Below are 20,681 nucleotides of genomic sequence, written 5' to 3'. Positions count from 1 at the left end.
CATATACCTTAAAAACATGGGTTGCTTTGAGTATACCCAATAATTCCTTATACCCAAATGAAGCGGGCGAAGTTACATACACGAATCGTGGCTGATCCAATGTGCGATGTGTAGTTGGTTACGCTCGAGCCACTGTGCAGCGGCATCATCAACCGATAGCTTTTGGTCGTCGACTAAAGCAGCAGCGAGGGCGATTTGGTGATTATTAAGCGAGAAAGAATGAACCACATCCCACGCGCAAGGCGAAAGTAGGTTAAGCCTTTTGGATGTAGCGATTTTCAACCAACCACCAACAGGGTTGCCGCAGTCCCAGTTGAATTTAGGGTTCACTCCCCATGCTGCATCATTTTCACAGGCCGGATCATATTTGGGAAACTCGACAAATTTCCCTTGGTATTTTGCTTCCACCCAGTTGGGTGACCAATTGAATATCAGCAGCGGCTTTTGAGTGGATAAATGTTCTTCGATTTTTTGGTTAATCTCGTCACCGTCCTTCAGAACGCGAATCTCATAAGGGATTTCAAGTGCCCGAATTCGAGCTGCATCGGGCTTTTCCCAAGGGCCACTGTAATACACGCCGAGTTCGCCTTGTTCGGCAAAAATCTTAGAGCAATGCTTCAGCGCTCGCCAGTTAGGCAGCCCCGGGCAAAGTGGCTCAACATAATCGGGATACCACCAATCTTCGCGTGTTTTCGCTAGGTGGGTGCCACCTTCTCTAATACTGTCTGACGCCAGCAACTGTTGGAACTTGGCCGCCATTGAGCCTTCCCATACCTCTACCTGAACATCCCCCTGAGACTGAGCCAACTTGTACCACTGTGAATCGGCATCGGTATACACATACTCCACTGGCACTTCTACCTCGGTTAATAGGTTTCCAAGCACTTTAGTTAGAACCTGCTGGCTCGACCAATCTAAAGACAATAGCTTCACGGGCTCGGCACCTAGAGCAGGTGGAGCAAGGTTAACCGCGCAATAAACTAGAAGAGGAAGCTTTACATTCATGGCTCTAACAGACGTTGGTATTAACTAATTAAAGTTAAGTGCCGAACAAAGCAGATTACAAGTTGTGATGAGATTGAGTCAGGGCTGATGTGGACTTGGCCACAATTGGTGGTTTTGAGCGTTCATCATGAATTAAGCTCTACTGTTCATTTACCCATAGCGGAGAGTTTTAAGGATGAAGTGTGTTAGATAGAAATATTCTGTATTTCGCCCGATCGCACGTTACTGAACATTCTAAGTGATTGTTATTAAAGGGTAGGAAGGCGTACAATAGCGACTAGCAAAAGGTTAGACAGAAAGTTTCTATATTTAAATGCAGAATTTTTCTGTCTAATAACTGTTAGGCAAATGGACGAACTATGTCAGAATTTAAGTACGAAATTATTGCTCTAGAGGGCTCAACAGAGATAGATTACAGAGCATATTTTGATGGTAAAGCTTGTGATTTATCTGAAGTTTCAGGCCATATTGCGAAACGAAGAGCGTCACTCCAACTAATACTTGCCGATATAAGAGAATGTCACGAAATACTTAACTCAATGAGAAATCATGAAGACTTGTCCAGTCATTTATATAAAGCCTTTGTGATTACCTACAGTAAATGTTTTGCTAGTGGTGCTGTGTGAGGGTTATCTTAGATTCAAAGCGAGTATACAAATATGCTCCTGATCTACTGAAGCTTCATGACCACGTGTACAAAATGAGAAATACTTACATCGCTCATGCAGATAATTCAGCTTGTGAGCAGGCAGAGGTCTATTTTGTCAAATACGAAAACATTTCAGAAGTGTTTGTCCCAACCAGCAAATACTCAGCGCCATGGTCGCATAGTTTCGAGGAGCTATTTAGTTTAATCAATGAGTTGTATGCTCATGTTGCTGAACAAACTCGCAAGGTTGATTTGAAAATCACGGAGCAATTTGCCTAACAAATTGCTCAAGACGGACTATCAACACTCGGCAATTTTGGTTCTAGTTTGGTAAAGTGTTTACGGCGGCTAGTTTAAGTATTGTGTGATGCGTTGCTAGCCACTTAGCAGGGCGTTAGCATGATGGAGCAAAAATGAGCGATTACACAATAAAACAAAGTCCAATTTTTGGGGCTCCTGAGTCATACGGTTCAAGTGATGAACTCATCAAATATTTAGATAGTGTTGGAATTAACTTGTCACGCGTCATTATGGAGTTCAATGCGTTAGAAGATGAGATTTCATACTACATCTGTGACTTGTTTTCTGCCGATGATGCTGAAAAAGTATATGCGTTTATCGGTGAAATGATGTTTAAGAAAAAAGCTTTGAAGCTACTTCAGCTTTACCACATTGAGTGCCGCAGCAGAGATTTGGATTTCGAAGATGTTCTCAACGATCTAGATAAGAAATTAAAAGGTGCTGCGAGTCAGAGGAATAGTGTTACGCATGGTAGTTGGCTGCACTCTAGCCCAAATAAGGGCACCCCAGTATCACTAAAGTCAAACAATAAGGGACTTTCAAAAAATTATAAGCAATTTGATGCTCAAAAATTACAAGGCATCTTAAATGACATAACCATTGCTAGAGCTCATCTGAGTCACTTTCATGATCGCTTCAAAAAATCATGCTAACAAAGCGTTTAAGGCGGATTCCCAACGCTTGGCATTTTCAGTTTGATTCAGCTTTAATGTTTACGGCACAATGGTTTAGGTAGGGTGGTTGGCGTTGCTCACCACTTAACGCGGCGTTAGTTGCTCTAATTTGATATCGAGTTTGAAAGGTGAAATTTGACTAATAGCAGTACTACAGAGACTTTAAGCCCAGATAGACACAAGCAATTGTTTAAAGGGAAAGAGCAAGAGGCATTAGCTCAAGCTTTGGATATACGAAAGTTTGAAATTGATCTCTATTGGAAGCGGGCAACTTATTTTTGGGCATTTATTGCGGCGACTTTTGCTGGTTTTATAGCTATACAATCCTCATCTTCGGTAAATAAAACTGACATGTCAGTAATTTTGAGTTGTCTTGGTGTAGTCTTTTCCTTTGCTTGGTTTTGCGTAAATCGAGGAAGCAAATATTGGCAAGAGAACTGGGAAAAACACGTTGATGTTTTAGAAGATGAAGTCACAGGTCCTTTGTACAAAGTGGTTTTGTCAAGGAACCCTCATGGGGCTAAGGCTGATAAAGTTCGGAACTTATTAACCGGTCCTTCTCCACTGTCGGTTTCAAAAATCAATCAATCAATTAATTAGCTTGTATGTAACAGTGTTATGGTGTGCTTTACTAATATATTCACTTCCCGAATTTTCTTTCGCTAAGCCTATTGATTGGTTTTACGTGGTGGTGGTCGGTATTAGTATAGTTACGTGTGGTCTGTTTTTATTCCTAGGACGCTCATACGGTGGTGGTTATTATCATACGGCAAGTTTAAGAAAATCGAGAGTGAACCCAAGCAACTAACAAATTGCTTAAGAGTGACGGCTAACCTTTGGCATTTTTGGTAAGGTTGAGTTCAGTGATTACGGTGGCTTTGCTTGAGTTCATTGGATTAGCCGCACGTTAGCAAGGCGTTATGTTCACGAGGCAGATCTTAGAATAATGCGACGATCCATTCTCGAAATTTTGGGAAAATCATCATTAATGTCGTAATCAGTCCCAAAGCAGAGTAAACCAAAGGTATGTAGTAGTTGTTGTGTACTGTTTTACGCTTTGTGAGCAGTCGTTTTTTGTTCTTGTGCCAAAACTCGATATCTTTATCTGAAGTTTTTGCATCACTCAAGAAAATTTGCCATTTATTACAGTGTCTGAGCTTGTGGAAACTGAAATCAGCACTGAGCTTTTCTTGCCAAAGGTCTAATTGGTTTTCATTTTGAAACTCATGCATTAATGCAGGGGCATGATGCATGACTCTACCAATCTGAATACCGTGCATTGTGAACTCAAAGTCAGCATTATTTTTGACTAAATCCTGTTCTTTGAACTTTAAAGCGGCTCTTCGACAGAGCAAATAAAAGTAATAAGTCTGCTTCAGTGAAGCGACTGAGTTTTCAGAGAGTAAGTCGAACTCATCTCGTAAGCACTTCAAAGTATACAGTTGATAGATAAAAAGAAGCACGAAGAAAAGGGTAAGGTTTCCTACACTAACTGAAGCCACCCCTGTTGAGATTGTTAATGGGGTCGTGATATTGAATGAGACCATGAAAATAGAGAATGTAGACAAGCTTAGTAGTGTTTTTTTCAATTTGTCATATTCGGCAGTAAAGCTGAATGTCTGCATTTCGTCACGGACCGAGTCCATTGCAGCCTCCCTATCACCGATAATGTCGTATGGAACTCGCAGTTTCTTCATTCAAATCATACCTCTAAGCCAATCGATGGATATTATAAGGGCTAGGAATAAATTTAGTATGCATATGTGTGAGCAATGTGAACATAACAAAGCATTTAAGAGTGATTCGCAACGCTTGGCGTTTTCGCTCAAGTATAGCCAAGCGCTGCTCACACCTTAATGCGGCGTTAGGTGCTAGGAGGCAAACTTGAAAAAATTACTCGTGATATTGGCATTGGTTTCTGTACCCAGCTTCGCTTCTGATGATATTGAAGACCCCTGCAATGTAAAAGGTGGTGGGGTTATGGCCGGTTATCAGTGTGTGGAACAGAAGATGGAATCCGCAGACAAAGAACTTAACGAAAGTTATCAGGAAGCAATCGCTAGAATAAGCGAGGAAGAAGCAGCGCTAAGGAATATCTGGTCTCAAACCGAGCTGGTGGAGCCGTTTCGAAAAGCCCAAAGAGCTTGGTTAAAATATAGAGACGCTGAGTGCGAGTTTTCAGGTCTTTCTTCCACGCCTTCACCTTGGCAAGGTGTCCAAATTGAAGAATGTAAGTTAAGAATGACGTTAGAACGAGTGGAATACTTCAAGAGTGTATATGTAGGTTAGAAGGAATGCACCTAACAAGAGGCTATGGCGTTAATAGCTAGGGTTTAGGTTAAGTCTTAGTGTATATCCCACACTAACACGATGTTATAAACCCACACCAAACTAAGGATGGTGAACATGTTGTCACGAGATAAAACAGGGCTTGTTGTAGTTGATGTACAGGGTAAGTTGGCTCGCTTAGTTCATGATAGCGACACACTTATTGCTAACTGCGCGAAATTGATCGCTGGCGCTAAAGCCCTAGGATTACCTATTGTGCTGCTTGAACAAAACCCTGAAAAGTTGGGTAGTACCGTCGAGGAGCTAAGAGCTGAACTTGGTGACATCAATCCAATCACAAAGTTTACTTTTAATGCCTGTGAGTCTTCCGAGTTTCTAGCAACCATCAAAGATACGGATGTGGATTCGTGGCTGGTGTGTGGCATTGAAGCGCATATATGTGTCTACCAAACAGCAACGGGCTTAGCTGAACGAGGCTTCAATGTGGAGCTAGTCAGCGATTGTGTTTCCTCCCGAACGTTATCAAATGTCCAATTGGGTATAAACCGAATGAGGGACAACGGCGTTCAAATCACTGGCCTAGAAATGTGCCTCTATGAGCTGGTAAAAGATTGTCGAGAGCCGGAATTCAAGCAGGTGCTCAGTCTAATTCGTTAGAGTTTTTGCTATTAGATATGGTTTAAACGATTCTGAATACCGCCAAAATAAAGATTCATGGAGAACACCGTGCACGTAAGGAAAGCGTCCAAACAAGATTCTAGTCAGTTGCTAGAACTGATTAAGCAAAAAGCTGAGTTCGACCGCAGCATGAAAGGTTTCGACGGCGAAATCTCTACCTCAACTGAGAAAATAGAACGTACCTTGTTTGGTGAGCATCCATTTGCTCATGCGTTGTTATTGGAGGCTGGTGGTGAAGTGTTGGGTTTCGCTCTGTTCCACTATCGTTATTCTTCTTTTAGCGGCGATCCATCTATTTGGCTTGATGATCTACTCGTTGTTGGTGAAAGTCGCTCCAAGGGGTACGGCAGCGAGTTAATGCACGCGTTGAAAGCGCAGGCTAAGCAATCGCTGGCTTCCCATATTTCATGGACAGCGAGCCCGCATAATACGCGTGTGCACGAATTCTACAAAAAGCTGGGCGCAGATGTTGAACGTATGGATGGCCTGCGGCCATACTTCCGCTGGGAAATGTGCGATAAATAAATAGCTCAACGTGACTTTTCACTTATGGCATTTAGATTAAAGGTTGGGCTCTGCTTTTAAGGCACTATATCCATATTAGGCCACCGCATTTCTGACCACTTAGCACAGCGTTAAATTGCAGGAGAGAATATGGAAGTCCTTAATCAACTTTACCCATCCGATAGCCAAATGGACAGGCTCAAGTCCGCGCCAGAGTCTGGTGAAATCCACCTTCTAAATCTTTTCAAATTCAAAGATAAGGCCGAGTACGCGGATGGGCGGAAAACCAACTTAACTGGCAAACAAGCCTATGAACTGTATGGCCAGCCAATGCTCAAAGTGCTTGAAAAATACGGCGCTGAAGTTGTTTTCTATTCCGATGTGACTGGCTTAATTCTTGGCCAAGTGGATGAGCTTTGGGATTCATTTGTGATTGTGAAATACCCGTCTCGCCAAGCACTTCTTGAAATGACGTCTTCAGAAGAATTTAAAGCGTTAAGTGTCCACCGTGAAGCCGGATTAGCAGGGCAGTTAAACATCGAAACGAAAGTACCGTAACGTACTGCGTGCAGTCTAGTTAAGAGAACCCCCAATGCTTGGCGGTTACCCTTAACCATTTAACAAGGAGGTTTTATGTTTCCACTCGAGGTATTCGCCACGTACACATTGGCGTGTTTGCTGTTGGTCATCTCGCCGGGGCCGGACAATCTACTGGCGATTGGGCGGGGGCTGAGTCAAGGCAAGCTAGCCGCTGTTATGTCTGGAATGTCATCTGGGGCTGGGATTTTATTTCATGTTGTCGCCGCTACTTTTGGCCTAACTTTGCTTATTCAAACTTCCGAGTTTGCGTTTTATGTAGTCAAATTGGTGGGTGCGGCTTACCTGATTTGGTTGGGGGTGAAAGTGCTCCGTTCTCGAAATCTATTCTCATTAGAGCCAGCGAAAAAGCAGTCACTTAAAGTCATTTTTTCTACCGGTTTTCTTTCTGCGGCACTCAACCCTAAACCAGGTATGTTTGTTCTAGCTTTTGTTCCTCAATTTGTTAATCCAAGTTTAGGTTCTGTCACCACGCAAATGATAGGCTATGGTGTCTGGTTTGCAGTGTTGACCGCAGTAGGTTTTAGTTTGATGGGCGTGTTCTCATCTCAACTGTCTGAATGGTTTAGAAACAAACCTAAGCTAGTAACAGGGTTAAATATTGGGGCAGGCGTAACGTTTGTTTCTTCTGGGCTCGCGGTAGCATTTATGAAGCAGCGGTAGCCAGATGCAAACGAGGCGTTGTGACCCAATCCAATTTAGGAGCAAGATATGAAATCTCAACATATTGGCGAGCTAGTTTTGAGCGAGCAACAAATCCAGCAGGGTGTTGAAATAGTCGCTGAAAAACTTAACGACCAGTTCAGTGACGCGGTGATCATTAGTGTAGTGCCGGGTGGTATTTTGTTTACAGCGGACTTAGTGCGTAAGTTAAATTTCGACATCAAAATGGACTATATTTCTTGCCCGCATACACCCGGAGACAGCAATAACCAATCTGAGATTGTGTTTCATGAAAACATCGCGCTGCAAGGGAAAGACGTCATTATGATAGACGATGCGATTGAATCTGGCGGCACGATGAAAAGGTTAGTGGCTCACATTCAAGAGCACTACGACGTCAAATCGCTTTCAATTGCTACGTTGTTTGTGAAACCGAACCGAGTCGATATTCCTGTCACGCAATATTACGCTTATGAAATGACCACGGATGATTTACTGGTTGGCTATGGGTTACCTTGGCAAGACAAGCTTAGGAATGTGCCATACGTGTCCAAACTAGTGAAATGACTAACCTGCTAGCTCAATTTACAGCTTGTTATCTCTAAGCCGAAATCAGTAAGTTAGTTTTGGGGTTCGCAATCGTTGTTATTGCGAACCCTAAATTTTTGAAAGTAAGGGAATCAACCTGTATTGGCTGTAGCTTGAGTGTCACGACTTCATTAAAACGGTCTAGCGCTGGATCGTCATGCAGCCGTAGATCCTTGCCAAATAGAAATAACCCTCTAACCATTTATTCTCTTCCTATTTTGTATATCACATAGCTATACGGCGCAACTGTCGCTTTGGGTCACATAGGAGAGAAATAGGGAACTGAAACATGAAGATAAGTGATCGATTCATTCACTGAGTTCGTTTTGATTTCTACCGGTGGCGTTAGGAGGTTTTATGCGAGTTTTGGTAGTTGGAGCGAGTGGGGGGATTGGTGGCGCAATTGTTCGTGAGCTCACCAGTAGCAATGGCAATTGGGAGGTGCACGCGACCTGCCGGAGTGCCTCCTGCTTTGTTAGCAATACGTCGGTTAGTTGGCACCAAGTTGATGTCGGCTGCGAGGTGCAAGTGAAACAGCTAGCCTCACAGGTTGGGGAGGTAGATTGGATTATCAACACCGTTGGCGTACTCCACTGGGGCATCTTTAGCCCGGAAAAACGCCTCAAGCAAACAAGCACTGAGCAACTGATGGAGTCGATACAAACCAATGCGTTGCCGACACTTCTGATTGCCAAGTATTTTGAAGCAAACCTAAAACGTAGCGCATCGCCTAGGTTAGTTACCATCTCAGCGCGAGTTGGAAGCATCGAAGACAACAGGCTGGGTGGTTGGTACAGCTACCGAGCGTCGAAGGCAGCGCTAAATATGATCATTAAAACCCTCAGTATTGAGTGGGGGAGAACGCTTAAGCATGCGTCGGTATTTGCTTTTCATCCGGGAACCACTGATACGGATCTGTCCAAGCCTTTCCAAGCCAATGTACCAAGTGGAAAGTTGTTTACTGCCGAATACGTCGCTCAGGCCTTGATTGGCGTGCTTAACCAGAGTTGTAAGCCGGGAGAGGAAACGTTGAATGGAAAATTTATTGCTTATGATGGTAGTGAAATTCCATGGTGACGATTTCGACGGCATCGCTCTGAACAGTATTTCACTTCATCCCAGTGTTTTTCCCATTTTTTACGCCATATAAATGGCCGTTGGCATACTGGGCAACACTTAGTGGGTAAATGCGCTTTTTTCATAGATCTGACCACTCCTTTCGTTACTAGTAAGAGAGGTATATACGGCGCAATCGTGACTGCGGTTCAAACAAGCAATTAGAATGTCGTTTTCCTACTGTGGGTCATATCAATCAATCTTGCATTCGCTAAACTGCGCAGAGTATTAATCAATAATTGGGTAACTCATGATTGCTGTAATTTTTGAAGTTCAAGTCGCAGACGGTAAAACATCTGAATACCTTGATATTGCCAATGAAATTAGGCCATTACTTGCAGAAATAGACGGCTTTATTTCTATTGAGCGCTTCCAGAGCCTGACGAATGAAAGCAAAGTGTTGTCTCTGTCTTTCTGGCGAGATGAAGAGTCGATTCAAGAGTGGCGTCGTTTAGAAGGGCACAGGCTTGCTCAAACTATAGGCCGAAACGGTGTTTTTGAAACTTATCGATTGAGAGTCGCGGGGGTAATTAGAGATTACGGCATGTCGGAGCGTACTGAAGCCCCTAAAGACAGCCTCGAGGTACACGGTTAGGGTAAAGTACCGAGTTAAAATTACTGATGTCTAGCCATTTAGTGCAACGCATGGCACTTTCGCCATGCGTTGCTTTCAGTGAGAGGGGGCGTTGGCTTTGCTAGCCTTTAGAGGCTTGATATTGCATAGCTTCGCATACCGGTTTGCTTTTTAGCTCGAACAACGCCAATAAGCCTACGGCAACAACTAACCCTGCAAGGCTGACATAAAGGGCACTGTAGTAGTCGTACAGTTCACCAATCACACCGACCGCTAAGCTCGACACTAAGGTGCTTACGCTTAGCATATTCGAGAACAGCGTGGATGCAGTACCAAGTCTGTCTTTCATCATGTCTTGCAGGGCAACCATGCCGATGGTCGCCCATACGCCGATGAAGAAGCCATTAAACACTTGCGCGATTAACATAGCGATGAAGCTGGTCTGCGAAAGCATCACTAGGTAGAACCCAACCCCACTTAATGCTGCAATAATCATCAATCGAACTGCGCCTAATCGATTGGCCAGAGAACCTGCAGTGAGCATCACAGGTATCTCACACGCTGCAGCCATACCAAAAAGTAGCCCTAGCCAACTTGGGTTCACCATCAACTCTTGCGACAAATACAGCGGCATACTTGTGATGTAGAGGTTATTTGCGCCAAACGCACAGACCAATATCAAGCAGTACAGCACGACCATACCGCCTAACGGTTTATTGATTTCAGGCGACTCGGTTTTCTCTTGTTTGGATACAACTTGCCCCGGAACAAACTTAGCGGCCAGTATGATACCGATAAGCACGGTCACAGAAGATACTGCGAATGCAGCGCTGAAGCCAAACTTAGCGTTAAGCATAAACGCAATAGGTGGGCCAAATACCCAAGCAATGGCGAGCCCTGCGCGCATTACAGCCAAAAAGTTGGTACTGTTGCTGACATAGCGATCGCCGTATTCTCTGCCTAAAGCGAACAATTGGCCAAACGAAGCGCCACTGACACTGCCAAACAGAATGACGACGGCAACGGCTGTCCAATAATCACGGATAAACACAAAGCTAGTGACAGTGATGAAATAACTCGATAAAGACACTACTAGGATACTTTTTCTGTTCCAGTTCTTGTCGGAACGTTTCGCGATATAGTGAGAAACGGCGACAGAACTCCCTACTGCAGCAACCATATAGACGCTCAGCATCATAGGGCTAGCACCAAGCTCTTGCACAATGAACAGGCTCGACAACGGATAAAAGAACGCGCCACACAGACCACAAATAAACGAAATGCACACAAATAGCAGTGCAGTTTTATCTTTAAACAAGCGACGCCTCCAGAATTTACATAGACCTGTTTGATAGCGGGTATCTTAAAGAATCTATTCTGCGTACATTAATGATATTCCGCATACTTCTGGTACTATTCAGTCAATGTCGACATTGGTTTTTGACAGCTAAGTGGAAAGCCAGTTAAGTAGAGAGCCTGTAAAGTATTGTTTAAGTCAGCCTTGGAGCCGATATGAAGCCATTTAAAGAGAATGTTGTCGCTGAACCGAGCTTCGATTGGTTGTATCGAGAATTTACCTGCACGGTTCGAAAAGACGAGTTTGCGTGCTCTTGGCACTATCACGCCGAGTATGAATTGGTTCTATATTTAGATCCTAACCAAGAGTTCAAAGGTAACTTCTATGCGGGAGATGCAATAGGGCCAATCAACCACAAATCTCTGCTTCTTTATGGTCCTGGTTTGCCTCATATGTTGGCTGGCAGTTTTGGCTCCAAAGATTCTGAAGTTGTGAAAGATCATCACACCATCATCATCTGGTTTTCTCATCAATGGTTAGTGCGGCTACAAGCATTGATCCCTGAAGCAAGGCAGTTGAAAAGGTTGTTGGACCGATCTGCCTATGGTTTATCGTTTAGCCCAGAGGCAGCGAACGCAGTGGCGACGACGATGCAAGAAATGCGGCACATGGATAGGCAGTATCAAGCGGCGAAAGTGATTGAAGTGCTGATTGCGTTATCTAATGATCACGAAGCTAACAAGCTTTCCTCTTCACCATACTACCTTAAGCCGCTATCGGAAGATTCCGAATACAACCAGCGTATAGAACGAGCTTCGCGCTACATCGAAAAGCATTATGGTGAACCCATTAAGATTGTTGATGTGTGTAAGCTATTACACATTAGCGAAAGCTCGGCTTACCGTTTGTTTGAAAAGCACTACGGAATGAGTTTTTCCGATCACTTGAAGCAGTACCGCGTGGGCAAAGCCTGTGAGTTGTTGGCAAGCACGGAATACCCAATCGCGCTGGTGGCAGAGAAAACGGGTTTCAATAATTTGTCTAACTTTAATCGCCAGTTTAAAGGGTTAAAAGCGATGACCCCGACTCAGTTTCGCCGAAGGTTTAATTAGCGTGGATTTTCTAAAAGACGAAGGAAACAAGGTTGAATAATAAAGTTGTTTTTACTGGTGGCCCAGGTGCTGGAAAGACGTCGGTGATCGAATACTTAAAGCAATTGGGCTTTCCCAGTGCTCCGGAAGTTGGGCGCAAGGTCATCCAAACTCAAGTGGCCACTGACGGCAGAGCATTACCATGGAAAAATAAAGCTGAATTTCGAGATGAAATGGTTGCAGAGGAGCACAACAACTACCTCCAATACGGTTGTTCGGAGCTTACTTTTTTCGATAGAAGTATTATTGATTGCTACGGTTATAGCCGGCTTGAAAATATATCATTGTCAGAAAGCTTGTTGATGTATTGCGATGATTTGAAATATCACAACGAGGTATTCGTATTCCCTCCTTGGGAAGCTATTTATCGAAATGATTTAGAACGCAAACAGAGTTTTAGAGAGGCTGTAGAAACCTACGATCACATTACGAGAGCATACGAAGAGTATGGCTATGATCTGATTGAAGTACCAAAAGTATCGGTAGAGGAAAGAGCTGAGTTTGTTCTTAGCTGTTTAAGCGTGCCTTCCCCTTAATCAATTCGCAGCATTCAAGCATGTGTGGCAATATTTTGTAGAAACACCTATCAATGGACTCTATCGGATAAAAGTCTCAGAAAATAATGGTTAGAATGGTTCCCTGCCAATAGCTAAATCTTGTATGTTAGAGCCATGATTTTAACGTTGTACCCAATGCATTGAGTGTTAGAAGATGAGTGAATCCGTTAGCCAAGAAGAAAGCCGTTTACAAATAAGCAATCGAGAAAAAAGCCACATAAGTGGAATGTTATACAACCCAGATACTGAAGGTTTACCAGAAGATCGAATAAAAGCCGCTAAACTTTGTCACCAAATCAGTACTTGCTTTGAGCCCAAGGAAAAGAACCTTCTAATACAAGACTTGTTTGGCAAGTCGGACGAAACGACCAGTTTAAATGGGCAGTTCTTTTGCGATTACGGCTATAACATTGAAGTTGGCAAAAACTTCTACATGAATACCAACGGCGTTATTCTGGATTGCGGTAAGGTAACGATTGGCGATTTCGTGATGATAGGGCCAAATGTGACACTTTGTACTGCTGGGCACCCGCTTGATGCAAAAACACGTTATACCTATGAAGAATTCGCCAAGCCGATTCATATTTCGGACAAAGTTTGGATTGGCGCTAACGTGATTGTCTTGCCCGGTGTGACCATCGGTGAGCGTGCTGTGGTTGGAGCGGGAAGTGTGGTCACAAAAGATGTTCCTGCCGATACGATTGTCGTCGGGAATCCAGCAAGAATAGTAAAAGAAGATATCAACGCTGGTGATTAACCAACGTGAAAAACGAATAGGACACTTGGAAAGAGTATGGATATTCTGAAAGCCCAAAAAACGGATGTAGACGCAATAACGGCACTGGTTGCTGAAGTATCAAAACACGATGTATTGCCATTGCTTAATGAGCAAGGTCAACAAGAGTATCAGCAGCGCGTGTTACCCGATCTAAAGACGACGCTAGAGGGCGACAATTTTGTGAGCCTAAAGGCCGTCTTAGATGGGCAAATGGTGGGTTATGCAGCGCTTCGAAATGGTGATTACCTGACTCATTTGTTTGTGTCCAATAAGGTCCAAGGCTCGGGGCTGGGTAGTAAGCTACTAAAGCGTATTCTTGAATCGACAAAGGAGAGTGAGATTAGTCTTCGCTCCTCGGTGAACGCAGTCGGCTTTTATCAGCACCACGGTTTTGTGGCAACGTCCGAAGAAAGTGATTTTAACGGGATTCGCTTTGTGCCGATGAGCTTAGTTAGAAGCGCTTCTTAATCGTGATTCTCGTAGTAGTTGAAAGGTGGCTCTCGAGTTGACTAATGGATTAGTGGAAGGCCAATAAGGAAATAGAAGATAGCGTTATGGTGAGTTATTTTGCTGGTTTTTCATTGGGATTATCGCTGATCTTAGCGATAGGTTCTCAAAATGCATTCGTCCTAAAGCAAGGGTTAAAAAACCAGAATGTACTCGTCATTTGTGCTGTTTGCGCCATTTCTGATGCGATACTTATTAGCTTGGGCGTTGCCGGATTCGGTGTGATTGTTAACCAGTTCCCACAGATAGAAACCCTTGCTCGGTATGGTGGGGCGATATTTCTATCCGTTCCGTTTATGCCGTTCTAAGCTTTAAGTCTGCTCTCACCACCGATCATGCGCTTGAAAATGGAACGGATGCGCCGAGTTCGTGGCTCAAGTCGGTATTGATGTGTTTGGCTTTCACTTGGCTAAACCCACATGTGTACCTTGATACCGTGGTTCTGCTTGGTTCAATTTCTACTCAATACCAACCTAATCAAGTCGAGTTTGCCGTAGGGGCGATAACGGCATCGTTTGTGTTCTTCTTCTCACTTGGGTACGGCGCTCGATTCCTCGCTCCGTTTTTCAAAAGTCCCAAAGCATGGAAAGTTCTGGAAGTGCTGGTTGGTGTAATTATGTTGGTGATTGCTTTCTCTTTGGTGTCTGGAGCGAGAGTTTAAAATACAGTTAGTTAGGTGAGGTGTAGTATGAAAAAGCTGTTCATTGCAATGTTGGTGTTAGCGTTAACAGGTTGTTTGGGGATGCCTCAATCTGTTCAGCCGGTAAGTGACTTTGAGTTGAATCGCTATCTTGGTAAATGGTATGAGGTCGTTCGATTAGATCATTCTTTTGAGCGCGGGTTGACGCAAGTATCCGCTGAATACTCACTACGAGAAGATGGCGGTGTCGTGGTCATTAATCGTGGCTTCGATGAAGAAAAACAAGAGTGGAAAGAGGCGGAAGGAAAAGCGTATTTCGTTGATGAAGAAACGAAAGGCTACCTAAAAGTGTCGTTCTTTGGGCCGTTTTATGGCTCTTATGTTGTGTTCGAACTCGAGAAAAATAACTACGACTATGCGTTTGTATCAGGCCCGAACAACGATTACTTGTGGCTATTATCTCGAACGCCTGAAGTAAGCCAAGAGGTACTGGATAAGTTTGAAGCCATGTCTAAAGCCAACGGCTTTGACGTTGAACAGCTTATCTACGTTGACCACTAATTATTCACTTTCTTTTTGTGCGCACATCTAGGTTGAACTGGTAGCAAGAATGCTCGTTGATTTATCTTTGATAATCTCAAACAACCATTTGTGCGCTTCATTGTCTTTATTGCGTGAGTGAAGAACCAAGTATATCGGCAGTATGTATTTGGGTTCATCACGAAGCGAATATATCTCTACAAAATCTTCTTCGAACTCTGGCAGCAAGTGCAGGCCATTCGAGCCAAACAGCACGCTGTCGGAATCTCTTAGCGCCCTAAAAATATTCCCTGTTTGCACTGTTCTTAAACGAGGTTTTTGGTGCTGATGAATTAAGTCTTGAAGCACTTCCAAAATAGGCATTCGAATTGATTGGTTGGAATCATCTTCAATTAAGTTGCCGATAACGGGGTAGCTAAGGATTTGGCTTAGTTGTGGTGAATCAACAGAAAGTAGAGGGTGACCTTTGCGTACAAACAGCATTGGGTAAAGATCACCAATGTAGCAAGATTCGTATTTTGCAGACTTTAGCTTTTCATAATGGAATGCGAAATCCAGTTGATTGTTATCGAGTAACTGGAGTGCATTGCTACGAGTGGTGATCTCTTTAATACTGACATTCGGTGCACGGGTTTGTATGTACTGATAAAGATCAGGAATGAGTACGGCGCCGATAAAAGGAGGCACAGATAAGCTAAACGTATCCTCACATTTGCTTTCTATAAATTCTTCTCTGTTTAGCATACGAGATAACAAAGGAAGTACGCCGTCTAACTCTTTTTCTAGCTGTAATGCCTTACTCGTGGGGCTAAGGCCTGTGGCGCTGCGGGTAAAAAGCGGGTCGTCGAATATCTCTCTTAGTTTTTTCAGTGAACGGCTTATGGCTGGCTGAGAAACAAACATCTTATCGGCAACTCTAGATACATGCCTCTCCTTAAGCAGCAAATCCAACACAATAAGTAAGTTGAGGTCCACTCGTGCCAAGGATGTTTTCTGCTTGCTGCTCATACCATTATTCTCTGTGGTTATAATGGTATGTAATTATTGGTGATTAGACGAGAAATGCAATTAAATTTACTATTTTTGTGCTGCTTGAGATAGGTACGTGAGCAGTTATAAATGATAGGTATAAACATAGTTAACAACGCTAAAATCTGACCATCAAAGCGGAATCTTCCTGTACGAAAATGGGACTTTGCTGGCTACGTAGTTGTTACTCATCGACTTAGGAAACTCTAATGAAGCATCTAATTCCAACACTCCTTCTTTCTGCAATGACACTCCATTCTGCTCAGGCAGCCGTCGCTATTGATGGCAAGGAATACGAATCGACAATTCCAGTAACAATGGAAAACTTTGATCGTGTAGAGGCAGCGGTTAACTTCAATAAATGGGCTAGCAAAGGGATCAACAATAGCTTCGTTCACCTAACAGACTATTACCCAGCAGGGCCTGCACCAACTATTCGTGCTAACCGAGACACCCTTTACACAGTTGGTTTGTACGACAACTCAAAGGGGATCCACATAGAACAGCCTGATAATGATATTTTCCAGTCGGCTTTGATTCTTGATGAAAACGGGTTCGCGTTGGATTACGTTTGGACTCCTGGCGGGATTGATGTCAAACCGACAGACGGCTTTGTACTGATTATTTTCCGAATCGGACTTGAAGAGGGTATTGAAACGGCCCGTGAAGCACAGAAGACACTATCTGTGACTAACTTTGGTTCTAACCACTACGTCACTCCAAAGTACGACAAACAAGGCCGCGATGAGCTTTGGTCTAAGCTGAACAAGCAAGCTATTGGTTCTGGCATATTTTTAGAATACGCGTTTGATGCAGACACCATCGATCCGCTCACGCGTTCGCTGTCGAATGCTGCTGGCTGGGGAGGAATGGCATTTAGCGTAAACAACTATCAAATGTCGAATAACATTAAAGGTACTCAATGTATGCAGACGACATTTGAAGACCCACGTGTCGACGAGTTTTGGTCATTCACGTTGTACGATGCGGAAGGTTGGCTGCTGCCACTAGGCGACAATGTGTTGAATAGCCGCGATGCTGTTGCGAATGAAAATGGTAGTTACACGCTGAGCATTAACTGTGGTAAAGATGCTATTAATAACATCACGACTGATGGAGTTGATGAGTGGTCTGTAACTTGGCGCACTTATGGTTCGAGCTACAAAGTGAAATCAGGACAGTGGAACCCATTACTGACGTTGAAAAACAGCGATCTCAATGGTTGATAGCTTTAGTGAAAAGCCCCTTTTATAGGGGCTTTTTAATGCGCGCCTAACTTGAGTGTCGTACAACATTAGATAGTGGATTAAGATGTTAAAGGCTGGTTGTTTGCTGGAAAGTATTGATGCCCAGTTACTGTTTCCAACCAATCACGAACGAAGAAAAGGGATACAAACACTGCCGGGCTTTCATAGCTTTTATCCGCCCATGTGACATCTGAGTTGGTAAAGCCGTGATTCACGCCAATCAACTCACCCTTCCCGTTGTATACACCACCGCCAGACATGCCCGACATAATGATGCCGGTTGTGCCAGACATTTGGCATTTCTCCCAGCCATTAACGTAAATGTCCCCAATGTATTTCCCTTGGCTTGAGGAAAGAGGGAAGCCGATTGGGTACCCGACATGCGTGACTTTTTCTCCACTATGTACAACGCCAACATGAGGATCGTCGACATCGTGCTTGTTATACACTAGCGCAATATCACAGACAGGGTGGTAGTACACTTCGGCTCTCGTTAACGCTAGAATAGGCTTGTTGTGTGCAGCGGTGACTACCCAGTCGTCGTCTAATCTTGCTGAGGATCCTTCCAGTGCGAGTAGCAACGGAATACCAACAAAAATTTTCTCATTCCCAACTTCCAATTCGTGGGTGATGTTTCCGTTGAAATCTGGAGTAGGCAATCCATTTGCGCATCCTGCAATAAACAAACTCGCTAATAGTGAGAGCCTAAACATTGGCTGTACCTCATATATTACTGACGTTGAAAAATGCAGATAATATTGAGTGGTGAAATGTTTTATATAGGAATTTTCTGGTTCTAATATGAATCAGAAAGCGCTGACAAAGTGACGAGAATTGTTCTTACCGGCTGGGAGACAGTAAAAATTCGTGTCAGTGCAGTGTTAGGATAAAGTCTGAGTAGTGTCGGATTGGGAGTTTTCTCAAAAATGAGAATCGCGATATGGTAGGGGGGAATTATGTGCTGATTTCAAAGAAAACGCCCTCAATCAGAGGGCGCTTTATCATTTAGCTTACTAACTTCTTTTGGTCTTCAACGTGGACGTCGTAGGCTTTTTCGCCGAACACGTAAGTTTCGCTTACGGTGCGGTCGTCACCAAGGCTCATTAGCACGAAGAGTTTTTCTTCAAGCGTTTTCGCTTGCATCATTCTAAAGCGCATAAGCTGAGTGGCATGCAGGTCGAGTACCACGAAATCTGCTTCTTTGCCGACTTCTAAGTTACCAATTTTATCTTCAAGGTGAAGAGAGCGTGCGCCGCCAAGCGTTGCTAAGAACAATGACTTCGCTGGGTGCAGTTTCTCTTGTTGAAGCTGCATAACTTTGTACGCTTCACTCATAGTTTGCAAGATTGAGAAGCTGGTACCTGCACCTACATCTGTCCCCATACCGACTCGAACGCCATGCTCTTCCAGCTTTGGCAGTTTGAATAGGCCAGAGCCTAGGAATAGGTTTGAAGTAGGGCAGAATGCGATGGCAGATTCGGTTTCTGCCAAGCGTTTACACTCGCAATCTGAAAGGTGGATACCGTGCGCGAACACCGAACGTTTGTGCAGTAGGCCGTAGTGGTCATACGCATCTAGGTAGCTGTCGCGCTCTGGGAATAGGTCAAGTACCCATTCGATCTCTTTCTTGTTTTCAGAAAGGTGAGTGTGCATATACACATCTGGGTATTCTTCTAACAGTTGGCCGACTTTCGCCAACTGTTCAGGTGTGCTGGTTGGAGCGAAACGTGGCGTAACCGCATAAAGCAGACGACCTTTGTTGTGCCACTTTTCAATCAGCTCTTTTGATTCCTGGTAACCAGACTCAGGCGTGTCTGTCAGGTAGTCTGGCGCGTTACGATCCATCAGGACCTTACCTGCGATCATACGAACGTTGCGCTTTTCTGCTTCTTCGAAGAACACATCTACCGACTCTTTGTGAACCGTACCGAACACTAGTGCAGTAGTCGTACCGTTGCTAGCCAGTTCGTCTAGGAACAGTTTCGCCACTTTATGAGCGTAGACTGGGTTCTTGAAGCGACGTTCTTCTGGGAAGGTGTAGTTTTCTAACCAATCCAGTAGCTGTTCGCCGTAAGAAGCGATCATACCGGTTTGTGGGTAGTGAATGTGAGTATCGATAAAACCAGACGTAATCAGTTTATCTTTGTATTCTTTCACTTCGAGAGTTTTAGGTTGGCGAGCTAGAACATCATCGGCTTCACCAAGGTCAACGACGTGACCATTTTCGACCACCAAAATTCCGTCTTCGAAATATTGGTAAGAGTCTTCAATTCCGACATCCTTCGGGTCAGCTACGCTATGTAGAATGCTTGCTCGATAAGCTTTGCGTTGCGTTGTCATGCTTTACTTCCTTTTTCCTACTCCCAACACAGTATGGCGTGGGAGTGAAGCGACTGTTGTAGTTTTGATGTCGCTTAAGCTGTTTTACTGTGCGGCGTAGGGCGCTTTTGTTCAAGCGCGTGGCCTTGATAGTGTGCGATTAGTTCACCCGCAACCGATACCGCAATTTCTGCTGGGTGCTTACCATTCACAGAACTGATTCCTATTGGGCAAATCATAGTGTCGATTTGCTGTTGGGAATAACCACGCTGCTCTAAACGCATGTCGAATTTCTTACGCTTAGTGAGTGAGCCAATCATGCCGAAATAGCAGCTATCTTCACGGTCGATAATGGCTTTGGCTAAATCAAAATCGAGCTGATGATTGTGGGTCATCACCAGATAGTAGCTATTCGGTGGCATGTGTTTGACTTCGCCTACAGGGTCGTCGCTGACCAACTTCTTTACTCCCTGTGGCAATTCTTCTGGGAACACTTCGTCGCGTTCGTCAATCCAAGTGACTCGGAAAGGAAGGGTAGAGACAATGTGCAAAAGGGCTTTAGCGACATGACCTGCACCAAATAGAACGAGATGATTTTGCTGGGTACCAATTGGCTCGAAGCTTAACGTTGCCATTCCGCCGCAACACTGACCAAGACGTGCGCCGAGATTAAAACGTTCAACTTTTAATGCTTTCTCACCTGCGATTAGCATCTCGCGCGCCATTTTGGTGGCGATATGCTCTAAATGACCACCGCCAATCGTGGCGATAAGTCGGTCGCGAGTGACCAGCATTTTGGTTCCAGCGTCTCTAGGAACTGAACCGCGGTCTTCCAACACTGTGACCATTACACACGGTTCATAGTTCTCTTCTAGTTTGGCAAGTTCATGAATCCAGTTGTCCTTAAACATCATTGTCTCCTTGAGATTCCGACTTCTCATCCCTTGTTATTCTTGTCTCTGTTTTGACGTTATGCGCC

General features: G+C 44.1%; 26 protein-coding genes and 1 pseudogene. 19 read left to right on the top strand and 8 right to left on the bottom strand.

Annotation, left to right across the window (positions count from 1 at the left end; translation table 11 throughout):
* Positions 1–72: 72 nt before the first annotated feature.
* Positions 73–933 (bottom strand): ABC transporter substrate-binding protein, encoded by an 861-nt coding sequence (locus ACXABW_RS18310; protein ID WP_457526811.1) that lies wholly within the window; start codon positions 931–933, stop codon positions 73–75.
* A 431-nt stretch (positions 934–1,364) separates the two neighbouring features.
* Between ACXABW_RS18310 and ACXABW_RS18305 the strand changes: the two genes are divergently transcribed.
* From ACXABW_RS18305 to ACXABW_RS18290, 4 genes are all read left to right on the top strand, one after another.
* The gene (locus ACXABW_RS18305; protein WP_457526809.1) at positions 1,365–1,631 is read left to right on the top strand and encodes a hypothetical protein; all 267 of its coding nucleotides are present in this window, start codon (positions 1,365–1,367) and stop codon (positions 1,629–1,631) included.
* A 74-nt stretch (positions 1,632–1,705) separates the two neighbouring features.
* The gene (locus ACXABW_RS18300) at positions 1,706–1,933 is read left to right on the top strand and encodes a hypothetical protein (protein ID WP_457526807.1); all 228 of its coding nucleotides are present in this window, start codon (positions 1,706–1,708) and stop codon (positions 1,931–1,933) included.
* A gap of 134 nt (positions 1,934–2,067) precedes the next feature.
* Positions 2,068–2,607 carry a hypothetical protein gene (locus tag ACXABW_RS18295; protein ID WP_457526805.1) on the top strand — a complete coding sequence of 180 codons (540 nt, stop codon included), beginning with the start codon at positions 2,068–2,070 and terminating at the stop codon, positions 2,605–2,607.
* Positions 2,608–2,763: 156 nt separating this feature from the next.
* Positions 2,764–3,228 carry a RipA family octameric membrane protein gene (locus ACXABW_RS18290; protein WP_457526803.1) on the top strand — a complete coding sequence of 155 codons (465 nt, stop codon included), beginning with the start codon at positions 2,764–2,766 and terminating at the stop codon, positions 3,226–3,228.
* Positions 3,229–3,566: 338 nt separating this feature from the next.
* Here ACXABW_RS18290 and ACXABW_RS18285 read toward each other — a convergent pair whose 3' ends face one another.
* Positions 3,567–4,325, bottom strand: a complete 759-nt coding sequence (locus ACXABW_RS18285; RefSeq protein ID WP_457526801.1) for a hypothetical protein — start codon at positions 4,323–4,325, stop codon at positions 3,567–3,569.
* A gap of 187 nt (positions 4,326–4,512) precedes the next feature.
* Between ACXABW_RS18285 and ACXABW_RS18280 the strand changes: the two genes are divergently transcribed.
* From ACXABW_RS18280 to ACXABW_RS18250, 7 genes are all read left to right on the top strand, one after another.
* Positions 4,513–4,917: a lysozyme inhibitor LprI family protein gene (locus tag ACXABW_RS18280; RefSeq protein WP_457526799.1), complete on the top strand. Its 405-nt coding sequence runs from the start codon at positions 4,513–4,515 to the stop codon at positions 4,915–4,917.
* Between the two features lie 117 nt (positions 4,918–5,034).
* On the top strand, positions 5,035–5,574 hold the full coding sequence (locus ACXABW_RS18275; protein ID WP_457526797.1) for a hydrolase: 540 nt from the start codon (positions 5,035–5,037) through the stop codon (positions 5,572–5,574).
* Positions 5,575–5,631: 57 nt separating this feature from the next.
* Complete coding sequence (locus ACXABW_RS18270; RefSeq protein ID WP_457526795.1) at positions 5,632–6,120, top strand: N-acetyltransferase family protein; 489 nt, start codon at positions 5,632–5,634, stop codon at positions 6,118–6,120.
* Positions 6,121–6,249: 129 nt separating this feature from the next.
* Positions 6,250–6,657, top strand: a complete 408-nt coding sequence (locus tag ACXABW_RS18265; RefSeq protein WP_457526793.1) for a DUF1330 domain-containing protein — start codon at positions 6,250–6,252, stop codon at positions 6,655–6,657.
* A 75-nt stretch (positions 6,658–6,732) separates the two neighbouring features.
* Positions 6,733–7,359, top strand: coding sequence for a LysE family translocator (locus ACXABW_RS18260; RefSeq protein ID WP_457526791.1), 627 nt, complete (start codon positions 6,733–6,735; stop codon positions 7,357–7,359).
* Between the two features lie 48 nt (positions 7,360–7,407).
* Positions 7,408–7,926 carry a phosphoribosyltransferase gene (locus ACXABW_RS18255; RefSeq protein ID WP_457526790.1) on the top strand — a complete coding sequence of 173 codons (519 nt, stop codon included), beginning with the start codon at positions 7,408–7,410 and terminating at the stop codon, positions 7,924–7,926.
* 378 nt (positions 7,927–8,304) lie between these two features.
* Positions 8,305–9,024, top strand: a complete 720-nt coding sequence (locus tag ACXABW_RS18250; protein ID WP_457526788.1) for an SDR family NAD(P)-dependent oxidoreductase — start codon at positions 8,305–8,307, stop codon at positions 9,022–9,024.
* Here ACXABW_RS18250 and ACXABW_RS18245 read toward each other — a convergent pair.
* Positions 8,997–9,149: a DUF2256 domain-containing protein gene (locus ACXABW_RS18245; protein WP_457526786.1), complete on the bottom strand. Its 153-nt coding sequence runs from the start codon at positions 9,147–9,149 to the stop codon at positions 8,997–8,999. The genes ACXABW_RS18250 and ACXABW_RS18245 overlap by 28 nt on opposite strands.
* A gap of 164 nt (positions 9,150–9,313) precedes the next feature.
* Between ACXABW_RS18245 and ACXABW_RS18240 the strand changes: the two genes are divergently transcribed.
* Positions 9,314–9,658 carry an antibiotic biosynthesis monooxygenase family protein gene (locus ACXABW_RS18240; RefSeq protein ID WP_457526784.1) on the top strand — a complete coding sequence of 115 codons (345 nt, stop codon included), beginning with the start codon at positions 9,314–9,316 and terminating at the stop codon, positions 9,656–9,658.
* A gap of 100 nt (positions 9,659–9,758) precedes the next feature.
* On the opposite strand, the gene ACXABW_RS18235 is transcribed toward ACXABW_RS18240, so the two are convergent.
* A complete protein-coding gene (locus ACXABW_RS18235) occupies positions 9,759–10,955 on the bottom strand; it encodes a sugar efflux transporter (RefSeq protein WP_457526782.1) in 1,197 nt (398 codons plus the stop codon).
* Between the two features lie 194 nt (positions 10,956–11,149).
* On the opposite strand from ACXABW_RS18235, the gene ACXABW_RS18230 reads away from it, so the two are divergent.
* The 6 genes and pseudogenes from ACXABW_RS18230 to ACXABW_RS18205 all read left to right on the top strand — a co-directional run bounded on the left by ACXABW_RS18230 (position 11,150) and on the right by ACXABW_RS18205 (position 15,128).
* Entirely contained in the window at positions 11,150–12,046 is an 897-nt protein-coding gene (locus tag ACXABW_RS18230; protein WP_457526780.1) for a helix-turn-helix domain-containing protein, read from the top strand.
* A gap of 32 nt (positions 12,047–12,078) precedes the next feature.
* The gene (locus ACXABW_RS18225; RefSeq protein WP_457526778.1) at positions 12,079–12,621 is read left to right on the top strand and encodes an AAA family ATPase; all 543 of its coding nucleotides are present in this window, start codon (positions 12,079–12,081) and stop codon (positions 12,619–12,621) included.
* Positions 12,622–12,796: 175 nt separating this feature from the next.
* Complete coding sequence (locus tag ACXABW_RS18220; RefSeq protein ID WP_457526776.1) at positions 12,797–13,399, top strand: sugar O-acetyltransferase; 603 nt, start codon at positions 12,797–12,799, stop codon at positions 13,397–13,399.
* Positions 13,400–13,435: 36 nt separating this feature from the next.
* The gene (locus ACXABW_RS18215; RefSeq protein ID WP_457526775.1) at positions 13,436–13,888 is read left to right on the top strand and encodes a GNAT family N-acetyltransferase; all 453 of its coding nucleotides are present in this window, start codon (positions 13,436–13,438) and stop codon (positions 13,886–13,888) included.
* 86 nt (positions 13,889–13,974) lie between these two features.
* Positions 13,975–14,588 (top strand): annotated as a pseudogene (locus tag ACXABW_RS18210) (LysE/ArgO family amino acid transporter).
* A gap of 27 nt (positions 14,589–14,615) precedes the next feature.
* Positions 14,616–15,128, top strand: coding sequence for a lipocalin family protein (locus ACXABW_RS18205; protein WP_457526772.1), 513 nt, complete (start codon positions 14,616–14,618; stop codon positions 15,126–15,128).
* Positions 15,129–15,155: 27 nt separating this feature from the next.
* Here the strand turns inward: ACXABW_RS18205 and ACXABW_RS18200 are convergent, their stop codons facing one another.
* Positions 15,156–16,115: a LysR family transcriptional regulator gene (locus tag ACXABW_RS18200; RefSeq protein ID WP_457526770.1), complete on the bottom strand. Its 960-nt coding sequence runs from the start codon at positions 16,113–16,115 to the stop codon at positions 15,156–15,158.
* 230 nt (positions 16,116–16,345) lie between these two features.
* On the opposite strand from ACXABW_RS18200, the gene ACXABW_RS18195 reads away from it, so the two are divergent.
* Positions 16,346–17,362: a DUF1214 domain-containing protein gene (locus ACXABW_RS18195; RefSeq protein WP_457526768.1), complete on the top strand. Its 1,017-nt coding sequence runs from the start codon at positions 16,346–16,348 to the stop codon at positions 17,360–17,362.
* An 80-nt stretch (positions 17,363–17,442) separates the two neighbouring features.
* Here the strand turns inward: ACXABW_RS18195 and ACXABW_RS18190 are convergent, their stop codons facing one another.
* The 3 genes from ACXABW_RS18190 to xdhC form a co-directional block, all read right to left on the bottom strand.
* Positions 17,443–18,096, bottom strand: coding sequence for a hypothetical protein (locus ACXABW_RS18190; RefSeq protein ID WP_457526766.1), 654 nt, complete (start codon positions 18,094–18,096; stop codon positions 17,443–17,445).
* 292 nt (positions 18,097–18,388) lie between these two features.
* Positions 18,389–19,723: a guanine deaminase gene (guaD, locus tag ACXABW_RS18185; RefSeq protein WP_252031345.1), complete on the bottom strand. Its 1,335-nt coding sequence runs from the start codon at positions 19,721–19,723 to the stop codon at positions 18,389–18,391.
* Positions 19,724–19,797: 74 nt separating this feature from the next.
* Positions 19,798–20,613, bottom strand: coding sequence for a xanthine dehydrogenase accessory protein XdhC (xdhC, locus tag ACXABW_RS18180; RefSeq protein WP_252034106.1), 816 nt, complete (start codon positions 20,611–20,613; stop codon positions 19,798–19,800).
* Between the last annotated feature and the right edge of the window lie 68 nt (positions 20,614–20,681).

The sequence above is a fragment of the Vibrio paucivorans genome (assembly GCF_054053395.1).
Note: the sequence above shows the minus strand (reverse complement) of the source record. Positions and strands in the feature narration are given on the sequence as shown.